Source organism: Enterococcus sp. DIV0755b (genome assembly GCF_051713765.1).
Classification (GTDB): domain Bacteria; phylum Bacillota; class Bacilli; order Lactobacillales; family Enterococcaceae; genus Enterococcus_C; species Enterococcus_C canintestini.
Window position 1 is genome coordinate 2,712,953 of record NZ_JBIOQN010000001.1, and the last position, 22,162, is coordinate 2,735,114.

General features: G+C 35.5%; 19 protein-coding genes. 6 read left to right on the forward strand and 13 right to left on the reverse strand.

Annotated elements, in window-relative coordinates; genetic code table 11:
* Positions 1–261 precede the first annotated feature (261 nt).
* Positions 262–843, forward strand: coding sequence for a CYTH domain-containing protein (locus IGI65_RS13105; RefSeq protein ID WP_438774312.1), 582 nt, complete (start codon positions 262–264; stop codon positions 841–843).
* Positions 844–924: 81 nt separating this feature from the next.
* Positions 925–1,581, forward strand: a complete 657-nt coding sequence (locus tag IGI65_RS13110) for a DsbA family protein (protein WP_438774313.1) — start codon at positions 925–927, stop codon at positions 1,579–1,581.
* 43 nt (positions 1,582–1,624) lie between these two features.
* Here the strand turns inward: IGI65_RS13110 and pepF are convergent, their stop codons facing one another.
* The 5 genes from pepF to spxA form a co-directional block, all read right to left on the reverse strand.
* The gene (gene pepF, locus IGI65_RS13115; protein ID WP_438774314.1) at positions 1,625–3,433 is read right to left on the reverse strand and encodes an oligoendopeptidase F; all 1,809 of its coding nucleotides are present in this window, start codon (positions 3,431–3,433) and stop codon (positions 1,625–1,627) included.
* A 73-nt stretch (positions 3,434–3,506) separates the two neighbouring features.
* On the reverse strand, positions 3,507–4,010 hold the full coding sequence (locus IGI65_RS13120) for a hypothetical protein (protein ID WP_438774315.1): 504 nt from the start codon (positions 4,008–4,010) through the stop codon (positions 3,507–3,509).
* Between the two features lie 3 nt (positions 4,011–4,013).
* Complete coding sequence (locus IGI65_RS13125) at positions 4,014–4,481, reverse strand: competence protein CoiA (RefSeq protein WP_438774316.1); 468 nt, start codon at positions 4,479–4,481, stop codon at positions 4,014–4,016.
* 216 nt (positions 4,482–4,697) lie between these two features.
* Positions 4,698–5,351, reverse strand: coding sequence for an adaptor protein MecA (locus tag IGI65_RS13130; RefSeq protein ID WP_071864501.1), 654 nt, complete (start codon positions 5,349–5,351; stop codon positions 4,698–4,700).
* 233 nt (positions 5,352–5,584) lie between these two features.
* On the reverse strand, positions 5,585–5,983 hold the full coding sequence (spxA, locus tag IGI65_RS13135) for a transcriptional regulator SpxA (protein ID WP_016171276.1): 399 nt from the start codon (positions 5,981–5,983) through the stop codon (positions 5,585–5,587).
* Between the two features lie 883 nt (positions 5,984–6,866).
* Here spxA and IGI65_RS13140 point away from each other — a divergent pair.
* A complete protein-coding gene (locus IGI65_RS13140) occupies positions 6,867–7,577 on the forward strand; it encodes an HAD family hydrolase (protein WP_438774317.1) in 711 nt (236 codons plus the stop codon).
* Between the two features lie 60 nt (positions 7,578–7,637).
* On the opposite strand, the gene IGI65_RS13145 is transcribed toward IGI65_RS13140, so the two are convergent.
* The 4 genes from IGI65_RS13145 to IGI65_RS13160 all read right to left on the reverse strand — a co-directional run bounded on the left by IGI65_RS13145 (position 7,638) and on the right by IGI65_RS13160 (position 16,046).
* Positions 7,638–10,808: an SNF2 helicase associated domain-containing protein gene (locus IGI65_RS13145; RefSeq protein ID WP_438774318.1), complete on the reverse strand. Its 3,171-nt coding sequence runs from the start codon at positions 10,806–10,808 to the stop codon at positions 7,638–7,640.
* 45 nt (positions 10,809–10,853) lie between these two features.
* Positions 10,854–13,973, reverse strand: a complete 3,120-nt coding sequence (locus tag IGI65_RS13150; RefSeq protein WP_438774319.1) for an AAA family ATPase — start codon at positions 13,971–13,973, stop codon at positions 10,854–10,856.
* Between the two features lie 65 nt (positions 13,974–14,038).
* Complete coding sequence (locus IGI65_RS13155) at positions 14,039–15,166, reverse strand: exonuclease SbcCD subunit D (protein ID WP_438774440.1); 1,128 nt, start codon at positions 15,164–15,166, stop codon at positions 14,039–14,041.
* A 262-nt stretch (positions 15,167–15,428) separates the two neighbouring features.
* Positions 15,429–16,046, reverse strand: a complete 618-nt coding sequence (locus tag IGI65_RS13160; RefSeq protein ID WP_071864497.1) for a lysophospholipid acyltransferase family protein — start codon at positions 16,044–16,046, stop codon at positions 15,429–15,431.
* Positions 16,047–16,407: 361 nt separating this feature from the next.
* Between IGI65_RS13160 and IGI65_RS13165 the strand changes: the two genes are divergently transcribed.
* The 3 genes from IGI65_RS13165 to IGI65_RS13175 all read left to right on the forward strand — a co-directional run bounded on the left by IGI65_RS13165 (position 16,408) and on the right by IGI65_RS13175 (position 19,606).
* On the forward strand, positions 16,408–17,142 hold the full coding sequence (locus IGI65_RS13165; RefSeq protein WP_438774320.1) for a tRNA1(Val) (adenine(37)-N6)-methyltransferase: 735 nt from the start codon (positions 16,408–16,410) through the stop codon (positions 17,140–17,142).
* Positions 17,132–17,410, forward strand: coding sequence for a GIY-YIG nuclease family protein (locus IGI65_RS13170; protein ID WP_438774321.1), 279 nt, complete (start codon positions 17,132–17,134; stop codon positions 17,408–17,410). The genes IGI65_RS13165 and IGI65_RS13170 overlap by 11 nt, the downstream gene beginning before the upstream one ends.
* A gap of 81 nt (positions 17,411–17,491) precedes the next feature.
* Complete coding sequence (locus tag IGI65_RS13175) at positions 17,492–19,606, forward strand: serine hydrolase (RefSeq protein ID WP_438774322.1); 2,115 nt, start codon at positions 17,492–17,494, stop codon at positions 19,604–19,606.
* 68 nt (positions 19,607–19,674) lie between these two features.
* On the opposite strand, the gene IGI65_RS13180 is transcribed toward IGI65_RS13175, so the two are convergent.
* From IGI65_RS13180 to IGI65_RS13195, 4 genes are all read right to left on the reverse strand, one after another.
* On the reverse strand, positions 19,675–20,031 hold the full coding sequence (locus tag IGI65_RS13180; protein ID WP_071864493.1) for a fluoride efflux transporter FluC: 357 nt from the start codon (positions 20,029–20,031) through the stop codon (positions 19,675–19,677).
* Complete coding sequence (locus IGI65_RS13185) at positions 20,028–20,411, reverse strand: fluoride efflux transporter FluC (RefSeq protein ID WP_095007017.1); 384 nt, start codon at positions 20,409–20,411, stop codon at positions 20,028–20,030. The genes IGI65_RS13180 and IGI65_RS13185 overlap by 4 nt, the downstream gene beginning before the upstream one ends.
* Positions 20,412–20,502: 91 nt before the next feature.
* A complete protein-coding gene (gene efp / locus IGI65_RS13190) occupies positions 20,503–21,063 on the reverse strand; it encodes an elongation factor P (RefSeq protein WP_071864491.1) in 561 nt (186 codons plus the stop codon).
* Between the two features lie 96 nt (positions 21,064–21,159).
* Positions 21,160–22,095 carry a cation diffusion facilitator family transporter gene (locus IGI65_RS13195; RefSeq protein WP_438774323.1) on the reverse strand — a complete coding sequence of 312 codons (936 nt, stop codon included), beginning with the start codon at positions 22,093–22,095 and terminating at the stop codon, positions 21,160–21,162.
* Between the last annotated feature and the right edge of the window lie 67 nt (positions 22,096–22,162).

The following is a 22,162-nucleotide window of genomic DNA, read 5'->3' on the forward strand; positions in this document are numbered from 1 at the left end:
CTAGCGTATAAATTGCGTATATTGTCATTTTATGGCAAAATAGGAAATCGATAAATTATAGACGTGAACAAATTGAACCCCTGTAAGTCTAAAAGTTCGGAATCCTCTTTTAAAATTAGAATTAAACCGCTTTTTTATCATGTTTTGCTAAATTTTATCAATTTTTTGCAATTCCCCGTTTTCTGATTAAAAGATTGTCATTTTTCCCAGGCTTAAACTTGCAGTTTCGCAGTTGAACACGTAAACTAGTGAGGGATTATTATGAGTCAATCAACTGAGATTGAATTTAAAACAATGGTAAGTGCTCGTGATTTCAAACGTATTATGACGTACTATCACGTTACAGCTGAACATATCACGCAGCAAACAAATTGCTATTTTGATACACCAGATAAAAAATTAAAAAAGGCAAATGCCGGTTTAAGAATCCGCCTCTTGCCTGAATATGCTGAAGTAACATTAAAAACACCTCAAAAAGAAGGCCTCTTAGAAACAACTGAAAGATTAACCCCAACTGAGGCGCAAAATTACGTAAAACTACAACAAGTCCCTAAAAATGGACCTGTCGAAAAAAAATTAGCCACTTTAGATGTTGCGATTACGCAATTACATATCATTAGTCAGCTCACGACAAAGCGTGCTGAGTTTCCAATTAACGCTGGTTTACTAGCTCTAGATGAAAGTTTTTATGGCAAAAGTGGTCATGATTTTGAATTGGAATTAGAAGTAAAAGATATAAAAACAGGTAAGGCAGCTTTTGATCAATTATCAGAAGAATTGAACCTTCCTTATCTACCTGCTGAAAATAAAATTAGCCGGAGTCTTAAAAAAATGCAAAGCTAAAAACTGTTTATTTTCATTTTTTCTACGTTTCTGCTAAGTTGAAGTAGCTAGAAACGACTCAAATTGTTGGAGGAGATTTAGGTGATTGAAATTTATTTGTTTGTCAATCCTTTAGGGGCCATCTGTTTAAGCTCAGAAAAGCGCCTGTTGAATTTCGTACAAACATCAGAACAAAAAATCCAATTTCGGCTGATGCCTTTGGTTAATATGCAAACGATAACTGACGTGATGAAACGTTACAACATCCCAAAACATGATATTGAAGCCCGCAATAAACTTTTTGAAAATACCTACGCCGCTGCTTTAGATGCCAAAGCTCTCCAACTACAAGGCAAGAAAAAAGCACGGAAATTTTTAATGCAGATGCAAGAAGAAGTAGCGTGTAAGAAAAAAGAATACACACAAGAACTTGTTCTTTCTTTAGTTGAGGCAGTTGGTGGTGATTTGGAAATGTTTGAAGAAGATCGTCGCAGCGACTTGGTCAAAACATTATTTCAAGAAGATCAAAATACCGCTCGGGAAATGGGCATTACCACCCATCCTTCAGCTGTAGTTTACAATTATGCTTGCGAAAGAGATTATGGTGTTTTATTAGAAGGAGAAGAAGCTTTAGCTGATATTCCTCGCCTTTGTCAGGTTGACAAAGAAAATTACCAAATTTTCCATATCGATGGCTACTTGCAACGAAAAAATGAACGACGTATCTCCCACGACAGTAAACATTTGAAATTAATGTAAAAAAGACTTGGTTTTATCCAAGTCTTTTTTTTACGCTTATGTTTTATAATTTTTCAACTAAAGCTTCTAATTCAGTCAAGCGTTGTTCAAACATCTTCATTGCATCTTCAATATAGTCCGCTTTTGTCATATCAACGCCAGCTTTTTTCATCACTTCAATTGGATAGTCGCTATTCCCTGCTTTTAAGTAATTTAAGTAATGATCTAATGCACCATCTTCTTTGGCTAATATTTTCTTTGCTAAAGAAGAAGCTGCAGAAAAACCAGTCGCGTATTGATAGACATAATAATTATAGTAAAAATGTGGAATACGCGACCACTCTAGTTTTATTTCGTCATCTTTTTCTACTTCAGGACCATAATATTTTGCATTTAATTCCCCATAATAATCACTTAAATATTCGCTAGTCAAAGGAATACCTTTAGCATCTTCAGTATGAATAAAATGTTCAAATTCAGCAAATTGTGTTTGCCGGAAAATCGTTCCTTTAAAACCGTCTAAATAATGATTTAAAATATATGCCCGTACTTTTGGATCTTTTTCTGTTTCTAACAAATATTCTGTTAGAATATTTTCATTTGTAGTTGAGGCGATTTCTGCTAAGAAAATAGAGTAATCCCCATAAACAAAGGGCTGGTTACTACGCGTAAAATAGCTGTGAACACTATGTCCCATTTCATGAACTAAAGTAAATAGTTGATCCAGTGTATCATGCCAATTCATTAAAATATATGGTGCGGTATCATAGGCCCCAGAAGAATACGCGCCACTACGTTTTCCTTTATTTTCAATTACATCAATCCAGCGGCTACTAAAAGCTTTTGCCACAATGTCATTATATTCAGGTCCCATAATTTTTAATGCTTCTTTAGCTTTTTCTACCGCTTGTTCATACGTATACTTAATCGGTGCTTCACCTAAAATTGGTGTATACATATCATACATATGCAGTGTGTCAGTTGCCAATAATTTTTTACGCAATGCGACATAACGATGGAGTAATGGCAAGTGTTGATTGACTACTTCTACTAATGTGTCATAAACGCTCTCTGGAATATGATTATTGCTAAGGGAAGCTTCTCTTGCTGAAGCGTATTTTCGCACTTTTGCTTTAAAATTATGTCCTTTTACATGAGAACTCAATGTTTGAGCAAATGTATTACGAAATTGTTTATAAACACTATATAGGCCTTCAAAAGCCGCTTTACGGACAGCAGGATCCGTTGATTCCATTAATTGACCATATACACCATGGGAAAGTTGAATTTTTTCACCATCGCTACCTTCAATTGTAGGAAAAACTAAATCTGCATTATTTAAAACTGAAAAAATATCATCAGCGGCACCAAAGATTTCACTTGAACCAGCTAGTAATTCCTCTTGTTCTGCTGGTAGGACATGGGCGCGATTGTCTACCATTTGTTTAATATAGTGACGATAAATGGCTAATTTTGGTTCTTGATCAAAATAAGACCAAATTTGTTCATCTGACAATGTTAAAACTTCTGGTTCAAACCAAGAAACTGCTGCACTTGCTTCTGCGAATAGGCTACTAGCACGAGCATATAAACCTTGGTAAACGGTATTTCCCGTATCTTGATCATTTTTTAAATGACTATAAACATAGAGCGTTTCCAATTTTCGATAAATATCCAAGCAAAATTCCAATGCCTGTAAAAAGGCAGTTGCGCCTTCTTGTAAGGTACCTTTATAGTGATCAGCTTGTTTTAATTCTTCTTTTAAAGCAGCAAATGCCGTATCAAAAGCTTGGTCATCAGCAAAAATTGGCGTTAAATCCCACGTCATTTCTACTGGTAAGCTTTCTCTAGTTGGTAATTGTTTTGTCGCCATCCTAAAACCTCCTGATAAGTACTTAAACGAAAAGAATCTCTCTTCGATTATCTTCTATACTATCATAATTGCGCTATTTTGGTGGTGAAAAACTTCCCTTTTTCTGCCCAGATAAGACCTGGCACTCCAAATAAATTTCTCTTAAAATGCTTTTTTGACAGACTAGAGGAAAATCCCATTGCCATTCAAGTTTAGCCAGTTGCCATAACCAGTGCTGCCAATTTTTGCTTTGGAGAAACAACCAACGTAACACCAATAATTCATGTTCAAAGAAAAAGTGATAACGACTGCTGGCATAACACCAAAACGGTAATTCAAGTAAATTTTCTCTTTTTAAATAAAAAAAATGTTGAAGGCGTAAAAAACGTGGTTGTCGCCGAAAAAGCCGTTGGCGTAAAAAACGTTTATAAGCGACCGTATGCCAATAAGTTGTAGTTGGCTTTAAATTTAAACTGGCTGAATTTTTTTGTGTCAATGAGCTATCTTGCGCTATATTTTGACATTGCCAATGATAACCACGATTATAATCCCAGCTAGTCAGATAATAAATACGCAACTGTTGGGCTGTGATATCCAAATGTCATAAATAAGCCGTCTTAGCCCAATAACAAAAACCTTTTTGTAACTGGCTCATCTGTTGGCTGGGCACAAATTTTTTGCCAACGATCCACCAAGGTTCATACTGATAGTTCAAATAATTATAAGTACGCTCTTTGAAACGTTGCAGCGACAATGAAGAACATTGAAACTCAATGGGTGTTTGAGCAAGTAATAGGTCCGGTCGCTGCTTTAAAAGAGGTAAGTAAACTTCTAAGCTACTGTTGGTTAGTCTTTGACTGAGCCAGACTTTTCCCATTAAATGTTCCGTAGTCTCCCCTTCTGATAAAGTTTGACAGGCGTCTTTTTTCCAATGAGCAAAGTGCGGTTGCTGTTTTTGCCCATGTTTTAAACATAATTTTTTCTCACAGGCTGGACAAACAAATTCTTCTTCCCTTTTAGCATTTAGTGCCGATACTAGCTCCCCTTTTTTATTTTTGGCGATTAACATTTTCATCCCCCACAAGCATCTACGCACAATCTTGCTTATGGTGCCAAACTCTTTTTTAAAATTAAAACTATATAAAGGCTATCTATTAACTAGTTCGCCGGCAAACTATCGGCAAATAAAAAAGCCAAACGAATTTGTTTGGCTTTTTGCAACCTGCTAGTATTTAACATAACGCTTTTAACAAAAAAAGACTTGGAAAAATCCAAGTCTTATCGCTTAAAAGTAGTGGCGCGTTGTTGCTAGCGCATTGCGTTCCATTAAAAGCTTACCGTGTTCGGCTAAAACTTCTGGTGTCACTTGACTTAGGCGAGCGAACTCACTTAGACAAGCTAAGTAATCATCAATTTGATTTTGCAACAAGTATTCATCAGTAAACTGAATTTCTAAGAAGTAAAAATGATTTAACTCATAAAGATTGGTTAATACCCCATCCCCACCTTCAAATTCATGGGCTAATTGAATCATTTGTTCAAAATCTATCATTTCAAAGACATAATTTCGTTTAATTTCTGTCGTCTCTTCTTCTTCTTGGACTTCTTGTAATTGTTCTGCGATATGTTTTTTCAAGAAATCACTCACCTCTTCGGCACTACCATCTGCAATTTGTTCCAAGTTGGTAAATTCTTCATTGGGGATATTTTTACTGATAAAAAGTTCCAATCCATCACCTTTTGGCAATACTTGGAAAGTAACAGCTTCACTGCCTTTAAATTCTTCATTGATATCTACCTCTTCTAAAATACTATAAAAGAAGTTTTCAATTTCATTGTGGTTACCTAGTAGATCTAAGAAGGTAATCCCTCGGGCAGCTAAATCTTCGCTTTTAATGAGAACACGAATCGTATTTTCGTTAATATGTTCCATTTCCATCTTAGCTACACCTCGCTTTTCTAACATTATAGCTACATTGTAACGGAACCTTATCAAATGTAAAGGAAAACCTCGTGATTTAGTAAATCTTAAAAATCCAGCGATAAAATCCGGTAAAAACTGAAAAACTATGAATACAAATAGTAGCTAACTTATTCTTTCAAAAATGACAAAGATAGAATTTCACCCAATAAAAAAGCTCCGACAAGTACTTGTCGGAGCTTTTAACTATCTTATAAACCAGCCATTAACTGTGCATGTCGTAATTCTAATTGACGCACTTCACGTGGTAAGAAACGTCTAATTTCATCTTCGTTGAAGCCTACTTGCAGACGTTTTTCGTCAATCATGATTGGTCGACGTAACAAACCAGGGTTCTTTTGCACCAAATCTAGTAATTCTTTTAATGGTAAATCATCTAAGTCAATATTCAATTTTTGGAAGACTTTTGAGCGAGTAGAAATGATTTCTTCTGTCCCGTCTTCAGTCATTTGTAAAATCGCCTTTAATTCGGTAATATTCAAAGGTTCTGAAAAAATATTACGTTCAACAAAGGGAATTTCGTGCTCTTGCAACCACGCGCGAGCTTTTCTGCACGATGTACAGCTGGGGGAAGTATAAAGTGTCAACAACGTGTATCACTCCTTCTTAATTATTATAAGCAATCTCTTTTTGACATTACTTATAATTTCATCTGAGTTCATTATACCTAATTCAAAAAAAAAATACTACCCTTTTCTCAAAAAAAATTTTAAAAAATTAAAGTTATCTTAATGATACATTCCCAGACTACTTACGTTTTCACTAGTTTTCACGTTAGAAAGATTAGAATTATCAAATTTTATTGCCATTTATTTGCTTATATATAGCACAGCGTGTAATTGTAAAAAATAATAGAACACAATAATAAAATATGTTATATAATTTATCGAATTTCGTTTTTTAAAATTTGTTGCATACACAACAATAAATTTGTATAGACAAATCCAACTGCTTTTATCACGGTTTTAATCAATATTTTTAGCAAATAATAAAAAATATGATAATTATTTATAAGACTAACGTTATTTTCTTCTGCTTTCTCAAGACAAATCTGTAATAAATTACTAACAAAAAATTAGCAAATTGATTGTGAAAATATCATTGGAAAAAAATATTTTTTTAATTATTCTGGCGATAGTTAATTTGTTCAGAAAATTCAGAAATAAAATAAAATTAAATATTGATGCTATTTTTTAGTCATATTACTTTTAATATTTCTTAATTTTTGAATATTGGGTCCTCGGTTTTAATTATCTGAATGCTACAACGATGACCGAGATTGTGAAAGAGAGCATTATTTTTTAAGTAAAAAAAACTGCAATCTAATTTTTCTTTCCTGAAAAGCTTTGTTCTTAATTAGGTAAAGAAAACCTTTATAAATCAGCGTTTTGCTCTTTAATTTTATACTGCTTTTCGTTAGAATGAATCAGGATCTTATGAAATTTGCAGAAAATTTGAAAGGAATGGCCTTTTTTGATTAACGCAATTGTTTTTGATGTCGATGATACAATTTATGATCAGCAACAACCTTTTCGTAATGCTGTACACCGTGTTCTTCCCTTAGTAATGGATACAGATATGCATGATCTTTATATTCGTTTTCGTTTTCATAGTGATGAAACTTTTTGTAATGTTGCCAAAGGAAAGTGGAGTTTAACTTATATGCGTAATTACCGCATTATGGCATCGTTAAAGGACTTAGATTACCCTGCAGTTACCGAAGCTGAAGCCTTGGAATTTCAAAAAGTTTATGAAGAAGAGCTAGATAATATCGTCATGCATGAAGCAGTTTTTGAAACACTAAACTTTTTAAAAGCCAAAAAAATCCCCATTAGTATTATTACAAATGGCCCCACAGATCACCAATATAAAAAAATTATGCAATTAAAACTCTTGAACTGGGTCAAAGAAGATAATGTGATTATCTCACAAGCAACTGGCTTTCAAAAACCTGACCGCCAAATTTTTGAATTGGCACAAAAAGAATTTAACCTCGTTCCGGAAAATACTTTATATGTCGGCGATAGTTTTGAAAATGACGTGGTTGGCGCCAAAAGTGCCGGTTGGAAATCATTATGGTTCAACCACCGTAACCGAAAAATTCCAGCTGGTGAAAAAGCGATTCAAGATATTGAATTGACTTCTTTTGATCAACTAACACCAACGATAAAAGCAATTTTTTAATGTAATAAAAAAAGCACATTGCCTCTTTTAGAAAAGACAATGCGCTTTTTTTGTTAGCGATTATTCTCCAGCGCTTAAAATCATCCGAATATCGGCTTCTGTAAGTTGCTGTAATTGGGTTTCATTGCCTTGAATAACTTTTTGGAACAATTCTCGCTTATCTTGCTGAAGTGCGTTCATGCGTTCTTCAATTGTTCCCTCTGCAATCATACGCCAGACTTCGACAACTTTTTCTTGACCAATCCGATGTGCCCGACCAGCTGCTTGTTCTTCTACTGCTGGATTCCACCACAGATCATATAAGATGACAGTATCAGCACCGGTTAAGTTTAAACCAGTTCCGCCGGCTTTTAAAGAAATCAAAAAGACGTCTTTTTCTCCGTTGTTAAAAGCATCCACCATCGCAATGCGATCTTTTGGCGGGGTGCTACCACGTAAGTAGAAACTCTCAAAGCCTAATTTAGCTAATTCTTCTTCAATAATTGTTAACATCCCAGTAAATTGTGAGAATAAAAGAACGCGACGGCCATTTTCTTGAGCGGCTTGAATTAAGTCTTTGACTTGTTCTAGTTTTCCAGAAGTTCCTTCATAATCGTCAATAAAGAGTTTAGGATCACAACAAATCTGCCGCAATCGGGTTAAACCTGCTAAAATGCTGATCCGATTTTTCTTAAAGGCAGCAGCATCCATTTGACTAATTTCTTCTCGCATCTGACGTAAATAGGCCAAGTAGATTTTCTTTTGATCTTCGGTTAGTGCACTGTAATAATTGGTTTCTAGTTTTTCTGGTAAATCTTTTAAGACGGTCTTCTTATCTCGTCTTAATACAAAAGGCTTAATCATTTGCGCAATTTGCTCTGCTGATAACTGGCGATAACGCTGTTGACTTGGGAAAAATCCTGGCATAATCATTTCAAATAAAGACCACAATTCTTCTAAATTATTCTCAATTGGCGTTCCGCTTAAGGCAAAACGGTGTGGTATTACTAATGAACGTAAAGCTTTGGCAGTCTTAGTTGCTGCATTTTTCACCATTTGTGCTTCGTCTAAAATCAACTGATCTAAAGATAATTCGCGATATAAATCAATATCTTGTCTTAGACTAGCATAAGAGGTGATATAGATATCCACTTCCTGGGCTAAACAATTGATACGCTCTTGTTTGTTGCCTCCAACTACAGCAGCTTTTAAACTTGGCGCAAATTTTTTCAATTCAGCTAACCAGTTAAAAGTTAAACTAGCAGGAGCGACAATTAAAGACGTTTTATTGGCATCTGCTTGCTTTTCTGACAGGAGATAAGCAATCGTCTGTAATGTCTTTCCTAGTCCCATTTCATCTGCCAAAATACCGCCAAATTGATAGTGAGACAACATTTTCAGCCAACGAAATCCCGTTACTTGATAAGGACGCAAGTCGGCATTTAAACCTGCTGGTAATGAGGCTGGATAGTTTTCAGGATGAGTTAAATCTTTGACCATCTGCGTAAAATATTCACTAAAAGAAACATTGGCATCTTTTAACTGATCTTGTAACACAAGCCCCTGATTTAGCGGCATCTTAATCACACCAGCTTGGCTTTTTGTTTGGCGCAATTTTTGTAAGACAGCACTAGTTTCTTGAAATTCAGGCGTCTCAAGGGATAAAATTTGACCATTTGCTAATGTATAAAAGGCATCTTGATTTAATAAACTTTGCAAAATATTATCAATTTCTTTTTCACCAATGCCAGAAATATCAAAATGCACATCCAACCACGAACCGTCACTGTCTACTTTAACTTCTGGTTCAATTTTGTGCGCATCTAAGTACAATTCGCGTAATTTTTTGCCCAGTTTTACTGTGCCTAGTTGTTGTAAGGTAGGCAACTCCCGGGTAAAGAAATAATACAAATCACTTCCAGTAGGTAGATCTTTAAAAAAGCCTGTCTCATTTTCCTTATAACCTTGTTGTTGTAACAAATGGCGGGCACGATCTTCTTTTTGATAATCGCGCAATACTTCTGGCTGATTTTCTTGTTGGACATTATGGGCACTGTTAGTGGAAAAAACTGCCTCACCATAAATAAACTGCAATTCTACGGCAACCTGCCCTTTTTTCTTACGCAAAATAAAATTAATACTTAAATCTTCATCGCTAATATATTGATATACCTCTTTAGCAATATGCACTTCCCCGATTTGACGCAGTAGCGGTAGAACTTGTTTAAACAAGACCGATAATTCTTTTTTGGCATAAGGTATTTCTTTTTTTTCAATTCGTTTTAATAACTGATCTAACGTTAAATAAATTTCTTGTTGGCAACTACTTAAAGAATGAATTTTTTCATCAATCACACCCCAGTGATAATAATTGAACACTTGGTCATAATCTTTTTCAACAGCTAAAACAAACTGTTCATTTTCTTTTCTTACTGAAAAAGCTAAAGGTAATGCTACATCAGAAAAAAGAATCGGATTCAATTTTTTGTCATCATAACCAAAGGTCGCACCTAGTTTACTTAACATTTCCAACAGCTGTTTGCCCCAGCCAATTGGTACTAATAAATATTTTTTATCTAATTTACCATTAACTAAAATCCCAGTTTGTCCCATTAATTGTTGGGTTTGGGCCATTCCCCATAAAACTGTCAGAGCCTGATTTACATCAGGAGTAAATGCTTTTGGCTCAATTAAAAAGCTGTGTTGTTTATTAATTAATATTTTCTTTTGTTCGGAATAGGCTTGTAAAAATTTGTAAATATTTTTGACAATATAATTGCGCGTCGTCCCTCTTTGTCCAACTTTTAAACTGATGCCAAAAACTGCTAGTTCTTTATGATAGGGATTTGTTTCAATGGCATCGATGTTAAATTGTAAACGCAACGCAATCGCTTTATCTTCTGCTGCCGGTAGCTTTAATTTCGCAAAACCGTTGGTAAACAATTCTGCTGTTGAAAATTTACTTTTCACAGGTTGTTCCATACTGCTCATAAAACGGGTTTTTCCTTGTTGACGTAAAAATAATTCAACTGCCACGGTATGTTTGCAGTAATGATGTTCTTCCCAATACGGGCATTGACAATAGTCTTCTTCTTTTGCCGTCGCATCTAAGTCGACTAAATATTCCTCGCTACCTAATACCACAGCATGCCAAACTTTATTGGCCGGATCCGGCGTTACCGATAGTACTCTTCCTTCATTGAGGTATGTTCGCCCTCGTTCAATCACTTTTTCAGGAATACTCCACTTCACCCAAATCTCTCCTATCTTATGATTGCAAACAGCCAAGTGCTGTTATTAATCTAATTTTAGTGCAATTTTACTTTGTCCTGCCCCATTGGTTTTCACATTTATTTGTCTCACGATTTTTTCTTTTAAGGCAGGTACGTGGCTGATAATACCAATTAAACGTCCTTCTGTTTCCAATGTACTTAATGCTTCTAATGCCATCTCCAATGCCTCTTCATCAAGTGAACCAAAACCTTCATCAATAAATAAAGCATCTAAGGCAATACCACCGGTACGATTTTGAATCACATCAGCTAACGCGAGTGCTAAGGCTAAAGCAGCAATAAAACTTTCTCCGCCTGAAAGGGTTTGTACCCGTCTTGTTTGACCGGCATTATCATCATAAATATCGATGTCTAGCCCCTTTTGACCACGTCCACCACCGGATTTTTCTGCTAAGCTAAATTGATAACGCCCATTGGTTAACTGCTGTAAACGACCATTAGCCAAATCTAAAATTTCCGCTAAATAGGCTTGCAATACATAGCGTTCCAAACTGGTTTTGTACATATTTTTGCCACTTAATACTTGACTCAACTGTTCCATTTCCGCCAAATCATTTAATGCTTGTTCGTGAGATTTTAACAATTCTACTAATTTATCTAGTAACTGTTGATTATCTTTTTGCTGTACTTTTAATAAAGAAAGCTGTTGCTGACTTTCAGCTAACTTGGCTTGTGAATTTTCATGAATAGTTAAAAGCTCCGCCACCACAGGTAATGTTTCATTTTTTAAAAGTTGCTGTAGTTTTTCTTCTTGTTGATTTATAACAAGTACATCATTTTTATAATTTTCGATTTCTTCAGTTAGTTCACTTAACCGCTGTTCAGAGACTTTTGCTTCCATTAATTGCTCTTTTGAAAATTCTTTAGGTGCTTGCTTTAAAAGTTGTTCTACTTGTTGATTTAACTGGTTAGCTTCTAGTTGTGCTTGGTTTTCATAATCAGTCAACTCTTTTAATTGCACCGCATAACTCTTTGTTGCAGACTTCAAATTTTCTCCTGTGATTTGATCTTTTTGCAACTGCTCACTTAAGTCAGAAATTTCTTTAGTAATTGTTGTTATTTGGCTCCTTAAAAGCGTAGCGTCGCTGTCTCCTACACGTTCTTTTAAACTGTCGATTTCACCATTTAAGCCAGCCAAAAGATTGGTCTGTTCTTGATAACGTTTTGTCCAAAGTGCAAGTTCTGCTTTTTGCTTTTCTATTACTTGGGTTAATTCAGCTTGTTTTTCACTGGCTGTTTCAATTTGTTGCCCTAATTCTGCTTGGACGCTAGCAAAAGTAGTAATTTCCTTAAAAATATCTCCAGTGACTTTTTCTGTCTGCAAGTTCGTAAAGTCTGCCACGATTTTTTCTTTTAGCGTAATTATTTCATCACTTATTTGACTTACCTGTTTTTCTAAGTGAACGCGTTCTTTTTCTAATTGCTCTTTTTGCGCTTGGCTTCTAGCCAGTTGTTCACTTAATCTGGTTTTATTTGTTTCAGCTAATTCTAATGCTGCTTCACTTTCTTTAACTGTCGCTGGTGAATCTTGCTGATGAATAGCTACATTAGGATGTTCGGTTGCGCCACAAACAGGACAAGGTTCACCGGGTATGAGATCTAAACTTAATTTGGCAATCATCGCTTTGGCATGATTACTTTTTTGTAGGCGGTAGTTTTCTTCAGCTTCGTTAATTTCTGTTTGCAGTGTATATATCGCAACTTCCATGGCTTTTAAAGACTGATTCCTTTGTTTAAGATTATCTGTCAGCTCAGTCTTAGTCGTCGTCAATTTTTCATAATCTTTAACGCTTTGTTGCACTTTGACTAACTCGGTCATTATTTTTTGCCATTGATTATTTCTTTTTACCAATTGCGCTTGCTCTTGGTAATCTTTTTGCAAAACTGCAATCGCTTCTTCAATCTTGGTTACTTCTTTGTGTATTTTAAGCGTATCTTTTTTTTGAGCGGTAAGTATTTGTTGCTTTTGTTCCAATTGTTCTGCCTGTGGTAACTTTAATTCTAAAGTATGAAGTGCTTTTTTTTGGTCTTCTAGCTTCACTGCAAGTTTCTTGACATTTTCTCTTTGATTTTGCCACTGTGCGAGTGCGACTGCATTTTTGTCTGCTTGCTTTTGAACTTCGGCTCGTTTATCCCCATGCAAACTGACTTTTGCCAACGCCAATTTAAGCGAATTTAACACCGGAATTTGCTTTTGCACCCACAAAAGCAAATCTTTCTCCTCTGTTAATTTTGAGATGGCTGTTTGTTTTTGTGCTAAGACAGTAGCTTTATTGCGGACTTTTTCAAGCTCATCAAAATTTTGTTTAACTTCTTGTGCGCGGTAATAGTTTGTTTCAGCTTTTTTCTTTTTGTCTGTATCTTGTGCCACTACATTTTGTTGGGATTTAATAGCAGCCGATAATGCCATTAAATCCTCTTGCCAGGCATTTTTTGTGGCTGTTAATGATGGAAAAACAGTAGCTTCTTCAAACCATTTGAAACTTTCAACTAACGTTTCGGCTTGCATTTGTTTTGTTTGAATACTTTCATTTTTAGCGGCTGTTTGTTCTTTTAACCAAGTTTGCAAATTTTGATAAATTTCAGTATCAAATAGCCGACGCAAAACTTGTTCTTTATCTGTACTTGAGGCAATTAAAAAATTACGAAATTCCCCTTGCGGCAACATAATAATTTTGAAAAACTGTTCTGCAGTTAAGTGAAGCAGTTGATATAATTCAGAATCAACATTTTTTGTATATTGTTTCTTCTCATTGCCCGCTTCATCATAAACAGTCAATGTCGTTTTCCCAGCCCGCTTTGTGGTGCCGGTCCCACGTTTTTTTTGAACTTCTTGTTCAGGACGGCGCATCACTTCATAAAGTAAACCACCATAACTAAAAGAAAAAGTCACCTCAGTTTCTTCTGTTGGCTTTGAGAAAAGTGAACGCATCTCTTTACCATTCCGTAATTTACCAGAGGTTTGACCAAATAAAGCATAGGTCATACCATCAAAAATAGTTGTTTTACCTGCACCTGTTTTTCCACTGACTAAAAATAATCCTTGGTCTGAAAAGGCGCCAAATTCGATGGTTTCATCAAGATAAGGACCAAAGTTTTTCATGCGTAAAGTCCGTGGCTGCATAACTGTTGTTTCCTCCTTGTCAAAAATTGCAAAAGCGAGCTGTTAGATTGCATAAAGACTTTCCTTCACTTATTCTCATCAAACTTTGCTGCTGTTTGCAAACCTTTTGTTAGCCACTTTTCTTGGCTTAAAGTTAATGTTTCACTTGTCATTTCCGTGAAAAAGTCGTGAACAATTTCAGCAGGGGTATCTTTTCTTTTTTGCAGTTTATGCAACTGACTTTCCTGCTGAATCTGATGCAAGCGAGAAATTCCTAAAAGACGCGGATAAATTGCTCTTAATTGATTCATTAAATTTGCTATCACACCGCGATCAGTTAATTGAATTTGTAAAAAATCTTCGCAATCAAACGCCTGATAAAAGGCTGGTGATAAAAGCTCTTCGTAACTGGCGGTTATTGTCCTAACATCATGTTTAGGCGTTAAAGGATAAAATGTGCGGGAAAAATCACTTGTATCGACAATATAGACACCTTTTGTTTGGTTTTCTTCTGAAATAGCATATTTTAGTGGCGCGCCACTGTATTGGATACTAGGATGATGTAAGGCATGATGATTGTGTAAGTGTCCTAATGCGACATAATCAAAGGAACTTAATAAATCAACAGCAACACTATCTAATCCGCCGACCATGATTTTTGTTTCCGACTCACTTTTACTACTACCAGCGGCAAAAAAATGCGCTACCAGTATCTGGCGCTTTGCGGAATCAAACTTTTTTTCCATCTCAGCTACTATTTTTTTCATCGCATCGTTTAAGGTTTTAATACTGTCATCTTTAAAATACAAGCGAGCACTAAAAGGTTCAAAGTATGGCAACAGAAAAAACTGCGTATCTGCTATTTCTACTGGTTGAAAGGCCTGTGCCAATTCTGTATGTAAATAAAAATTTGTTTTACTAAACCAAGGTGTCCCAAAATTTAGACGTTCACAACTGTCGTGATTACCGGCAATTGTCAGTAGGGGCAACTTATTTTCCAAATTAAACGCAATAATTTTTTCATTAAATAAATTCACTGCATCAACACCTGGTACTGCCCGATCATATAAATCTCCTGCCACCACCACAGCATCTACTTGTTCTGTCACAGCTAAGGCTAAAATTTGATCAATAACTGCTCGTTGGTCCGTTAGTAGATCAAAGCCATTCAATTTTTTGCCGATATGCCAATCTGCGGTATGTAAAAAGCGCAATTTCATTCCAACCTTTCTAAAAAAGCATCTTCTGACTATTATAACACTTTCAGCCTCTTTACAAAAAGCGTTGGATTTTTTAGTTATAAGTATAAGATAGATATTCTTTTCAACTTTCACACTTACTAATTTTCATCTTTTGATTGTTGTAAATTCCCCTTCAATAAAACAAAAAAGCTAGCGCAAATCTCTTATTCGTTATGAAAGTCACTAATTTTTTTACATATAAAAAAACCAGCGTAAAAATACGCTGGTTAAAAACTTATTGGGCAATATATTTAAATTTAGGATCAATCGTTTGGTCCAATTGATCAAAAGCAGTTTGAATGCGAGATTCTACAATCGCTAACCCGTCTTTATCAATTTTTTTTATGTCACTTATATCAATTGGTTCCCCAAACCGCATGGTAACTTTTTTTCGCTTTAATAAGTCTTTAAAAGTTAAAGGCCCCTGGTAGACACATGGAACAATTTTCACTTTGGCCATTTTAGCTATTAGTGCCATGCCACCTTTTAATTCTGTTGAATGTCTGGTCCCACTTGGAAACATAATCAAACTTAAATCAGAATTTTTCAATAGTTTCACTGGTGTTTTAATTGCAGAAGGCCCTGGCTTTTGTCGATCCACTGGAAAAGCATTGGCATGAACTAAAATAAAGCGTAAAATTGGATTTTTAAACAGCTCTTCTTTAGCCATAAAACTAAATTTTTTCGGACGCGCCCCTACTGCCATATATAAAGGATCCCACCAAGTTCTGTGGGGTGCAACTAAAATATAATTTTCATCTTGCGGTAAGGCTGACTTGTTTTGAAATTCAGCATTTCCGTTTAACACAAATAAAAGAAAGCGGACAATTCCCCGCATAATGGTAAAAAACATCTGATCTCCCTTTCTATCATGCGCTTAGTCCCGTACCTAACTTTTAAAAAAAAGCTACTTTAAAAATATTTTTAAAACGGGATAATATCGTTTTATTGCAATACGGTCTAAGTATGCAAAAAAAAAGACCATTTGACAAGCTTTTTTTACCCTACGTCATTTTATCATCATCTATAGCTTCATTCTTTCTTTTAATTTTAATATTTTCCTTCTATTAGTTATTCTTATTTTCTACCTGCTAAACCTACTAAAAAGTTTTCTGCCACCGAATCAAGATTTTCAACAAAAAGTTGCACCCACAGGTCAGTCGAGTATAATACGGATAGATATTTTCAATTTTTTATAATTGTAGGTGTAAAACGTGTTAAATAAAAATGAACGCATTGATGCTTTATACGCTGAAGGCATCCAAATAATTCAAAGTAGTGACGTTTTTTCATTTTCCATCGATGCTGTCTTATTGGCTAATTTCCCTAAGATTCCAAAACGTGGTAAAATCCTTGATCTTTGTGCTGGCAATGGTGCTGTGGGCCTTTTTATTAGTCAAAAAACCCAAGCCAAGATCGAACAAATTGAAATTCAGCCTCGGTTAGCTGATATGGCACAACGAAGTATTGCTTTAAATCATTTAGAAGCACAAATGAAGGTTCACCAACTCAATTTAAAAGACAGTCTATCGGTTATAAAAAAAGATTCCCTAGACTTAATCTTGTGTAACCCGCCTTACTTTAAAAATTTGCCGACAAATGAAAAGAATCCCAATCCTCATCTGGCCATTGCCCGTCACGAAATTCATGCAACTTTAGCAGACGTCATTTCTGTTTCAAGTCAAATGTTAAAAATGAACGGCCGCCTTGCTCTGGTTCATCGCCCTGATCGTTTTTTAGAAATTTTGGAGTTGATGCAACATTATCGCATCGCCCCTAAACGCGTGCAATTTGTTTATCCTAAAGAAGGTAAAGACGCTAATATTGTGCTAGTAGAAGGAATAAAAGATGGTAAAAAAGCTGGCTTAAAAATTTTACCACCACTAACAGTCTATTCGAAAAACAACGAATATACCCCTACTTTAAAGGCGATGCTTTATGGCGAGTAAACATTATTTTTATGTTCTTTTGTGTCATGATAATACCTTTTATGGTGGCTATACAACTGATTTAGCCCGCCGTTTAAAAGAGCACAACGACGGTGTCGGCGCTAAATATACGCGCCTAAAAAAAAGACGACCACTTAAAATGATTCATGCGGAAATTTTTTTGGATCGCAGTAGTGCCACCAAAGCAGAAGCTGCCTTTAAAAAATTAAGCCGGCCCCAAAAAGAACGCTATTTAAAACAGCAACAAGCAAAAAATCAAATCCGCTAAAGCCGCTATGAGGTCTCTTTTCCAAAGAGATCTTTTTTGTGATACCATTAAATCGAAAGCGGAAACAAAAGGAGGAATAAAATGAAAAAATTGGGAATGGCTTTGGTTGGCCTGGGTTGGTTATTGGTAGCTTCTCCACCTGTTTTTGCGACAAGTGATAGTGGACAAAGTCAAAGTAGTATATCATCATCCACTACTAGCACATCACAAACAAGCAAAGAACTGCCAGCAAGTACCACCACGACAGCACCACAATCACAAAGAAAAACTGTTACATCCTCGCAAGTTACTAAAGAAACAAATGCTAGTCATCCGTATTTCACTATTACAAAAAAAGAGCAGCCAGTTTGGGAAGATTTAGCCAGTGCCGCTGTTACAACAACAACGCCTTATTACAATCAGACTTTTCAAGTTTTAAGTAAAATTCTCACCACTGATGGAACAGAATACTATAAATTAAAAGGGCAAACAATTTTTTATGTTCACACTTTGAGTGGTCGTTTAAGTGACAGCCCCTTAGGTATTCCTACTAGCCAGGTGCAATACGTTAGTGTAAAGACTACCAGTAACACTTATTGGCAAGATAGTAACTTACAAGTAGCGCAAAATAGCGCTACACTTAAAAAACGCACTTGGCAAAGTCGCAACCTCTATCGCCATGTCAACGGAGAAAACTATCTTGATCTTTATAATGGTCAAGGAAAATTTATCGGTTACATAAAGTCAGTTGATACTACTACCACAACAATTTTCGGTTTAGCAGAAAAACAACAAAAATACGTGACCGTAACTAAGGCAAATTACCCCTTATTTCAGTCACTCACTGCTAATTCAACACTAACGACAAAAAAATATGATAAGCAAACTTTTTTAGTCAAAGAATTGTATCATCACGTCGACGGCAATGACTATTACAGTCTTTATCAAACAAAAAATGGCAAACACGTTCGGATTGGTTTTGCTAATATTAAAGCTTTCACTGCTGCTCCAGGTCCTCAAGGTATTTATCAATCCTTTGGTAAATACCTTACGATTACAAATAAAAATTATCAAATTCACCAAAACTTTGCGTGGCGCTATCGCAATAAAACAAAAAATGTTTATGGTAAAACTTACCGAGCTAGAGGGCTTTATCGCCATGCAAATGGTGCTACTTACTACACCCTTTACGATCAAAAAGGAAAATGGCAAGGCTATTTAAATAGTGCCGCTGTAAAAGTCGCACCAGGAGCGCAAGGTATTTATCAAAAATGGGGTAAAACCGTTATTTTAACCAATAAAAATCAGCCACTTTGGCAAAACTTCCAATGGAAAAAGAAAAATACAAGCCAAAATTTAATGGGGAATTTGTATATAGCTCGTGGCTATTATCAACATGCCAACGGCTCTCGTTACCTCACCCTTTATAATAAAGCGGGTAAATGGCAAGGTTATATTAACGCCGGTGCCACTAAACAAGCGACTTCAAAAGCAGCAAAATTAAAAAAAGTCCAACAATTACTCAATAAAAAATATAAAAATAAAAATGTAGGGATCCATGTGATGAGTCTAACTGATGGCAGCACAGCACAAATAAACGGCAATAAAAATTTCCATGCCGCCAGCACTGGAAAACTACCGGTTTTATACTATACCCAAAAACAGATCAATGCTAAAAAAATCAATCCTTATAAAAAATATCGATATACAGATGCCATTAATAAAATGTCACTATCTTATATGCGTGGTGGCGCGGGAATATTGCAATCCAAACGCTATGGTAATTATTACTCCATAGATACGATTATGAACTGGACCTGTAAGTATTCCGATAATCAAGGCGCCAACTTTTTAGGTTATTATGGTGCCAATAAATACGATCAAAAGATGAAAAATGAAATTAGTCGTATTATTGGGCGAAAATGGAGCCGTTTTAGTATCATTAATGCTAAAGAAAATAGTCAGTTGTTAAAAGCAATGTATTTTGAAGGAGGCAAAGTTTTAACTTATTTATCCCATACCACCTATGACCAACAACGTTTACCCAAATATCTACCCGTTCGCGTCGCTCATAAAATTGGTGATTTAGGCGGTTATGCTCATGACTGTGGGATTGTTTACACCAAAGAGCCTTATGTTATTAGCGTAATGACCCAAGGAACAGGTTATGAAGTCATCTCCAAAATTTCAAAAGACGTCTATCAAATAATGAAATAAAAAAAGGAACCAAAGAATACCAATTCGCTGAAAATCATAAAGCGAAAAGACGTATGCTTTGGTTCTTTTTATTTTGCTAAAAAACTCCCCAGTGCTACGCCAAGAAAACTTAACAAGAGGCCGCCACCATAAGAAAGAGCAAAATAGTAATAAAAAAGTTTTCGTTTTGTTTGATATAACGTTAACATTTCAAAGTTAAACGTTGAAAAAGTCGTATAGCCTCCCATCATTCCAGTTCCTAAAAATAAATAAAGAGCATTCCCTAAGTTCAAACCAGAAAATATGCCTAAAAGAAAAGCACCGGTTAAATTTATAATTTGAGTAGCCCAAGGATAAGGATGAGGCCGCTTTTCAAAAAAACGATTAATTGCAAAACGTGCCATTGCACCTAAAGCTGCACCAAAACCAACAAGTAATAGATTCATTTAAAATCCTCCTTGTTTGCTTTAGGTCGCCAAAATTTTTCTCCTAGATAAGCTGCAAAAAGGCCGCCACCAATCGATAAAATAAGATAAATAAATGCCAAAAAGATATTGGCTTCAAATAGTTTCACTGTCTCTAATGCAAAAGAAGAAAACGTGGTAAAAGCGCCAAAAAAACCGGTTCCAACCCCGAGAATGAGCCGCCCATTTACATCTTTATCTGCCATAATATGTTTAACCAGCCAACTAAATAAAAAACACCCTAATAAATTAGCAGCTAACGTCCCCAACGGAAAACCATTTACTACTGGTAAATTCACGCCTAGTAAATAGCGGGCATTACCACCAAAAAAGGCAAAAAAAGCTACAATCAAATAGTCCATTTCAACGCCTCCTTCTGTAAAAATTTCTTATCAAAAAAGTAGCACAAAAAAACCAAGAGTGAAAGGTACAACTCTTGGTTTTTAAATTTAATTATTTGGCACGCTTAATGTAAGTACCTTCAGCTGTATTGATTTCTAAACTTTCGCCAGCTTCAATGAAATCTGGAACGTTCACAACTAAACCTGTTTCCATTGTCGCAGGTTTACCAGAGCCCGTTACAGTCGCCCCTTTAATTGAAGGTTGTGTTTCAGTTACAACTAAAACGACTGTTGTTGGTAGTTGAACACCAATAACTTCTGAACCGAAGAATTGGATTTTCACTTCCATATTTTCTAGTAAATATTTCATTTCTTCTTCAATTGTTTCGACTGGAATTTCATATTGTTCATACGTTTCTAGATCCATGAAAAAGGCTGTATCATCCATTGTATATAAATATTGTACCGGTTTTGTATCAATGTGCGCTTTTTCAAATTTTTCATCTGGACGTAAAGTAGTATCATAAGTCGCGCCACTTCTCACATCACGAAGTTTCATACGCATTACTGTATTTCCTTTACCTGGTTTATGATGACTGGCATCTAAAACTTTAATCAATTTACCGTCTTGGACAAATGTCATTCCTGCCCGTAAGTCACTTGCTGCAATCATTGTTTAAATCCTTCTTTCTTGTTATAAAATTCTTTTTCATTGTAGCAAACAAGACGCGTTTATGCTAGTTTTAGCCAAAATTTATCCAACCCAACCTTATTTTCTAACATAGTTAGGATCATATTCATCTGTTTCAATGTAAATATAAGCTTTTTTATCAGGTAAACTATGGCGAATATCGCGTTCAATATCGTTTACCACCGTATAACTGTGCGCTTCATCTTCATCGACAATATCAATTTTAGCCGCAATCATAATTTCAGTTGGCCCTAAGTGGACCGTTTTAATATCAATCAACCGTTTTACTTCTTTGCGATTAAAAGCTTCTTTAATTTTTTTTAAATCACCAGCCGTTACACTTTCCCCTATAATTAAGCTATAAAACTCACGGGCTAAAAAGATGGCCGCAAACATTAGTAAAAGTCCAATTAATAATCCACTCAAGGCATCAAAAACCGCATTACCTGTCACCATCGTTAAAATCGTTCCAGCTAAAGCAAGTAATAAACCAATCACCGCACAAAAATCTTCGGTAAAAATAATTAAAATTTCACTGTGGCGACTTTCTCGTAAAAAACGAAACAGTGGGAGTTTCTCTGTATTTAGTTCTTTAATCTCTTTAAAAGCAATGCGTAATGAGCTACCTTCTACTACCATACCAAAAAGTAAAATTACAATTACAAGCCACTGATTACCAACTTCATGGGCGGGATGAAAAAGTTTTTCTAATGCTTCCATTACACCAAGCGCACCACCACCAAAAAAGAGCATGGTTGCTACAATCGTACTAAAAAAGTATTTGGCCCGACCTTCACCAAATTGATGCAACTCACTAATCGGTCTTGTCGACCGCTTATCACCGATTAACAAGAGTGCTTGATTACTACAATCCACCACACTATGAATACTTTCGTTTAACATAGCAGCACTACCACTCAACATATAGCCAATAAATTTACTAATGGCGACTAAAATATTGGCAACTAAAGCGGCGATAACAGCCATCATTCCATGATTTTTCTCTTCTGCCATTTTATCTCCTCTTTTCATCAAAATGAAATTTCTCCTTTTATTATAAAGAATCCCAGACACAAGGGAA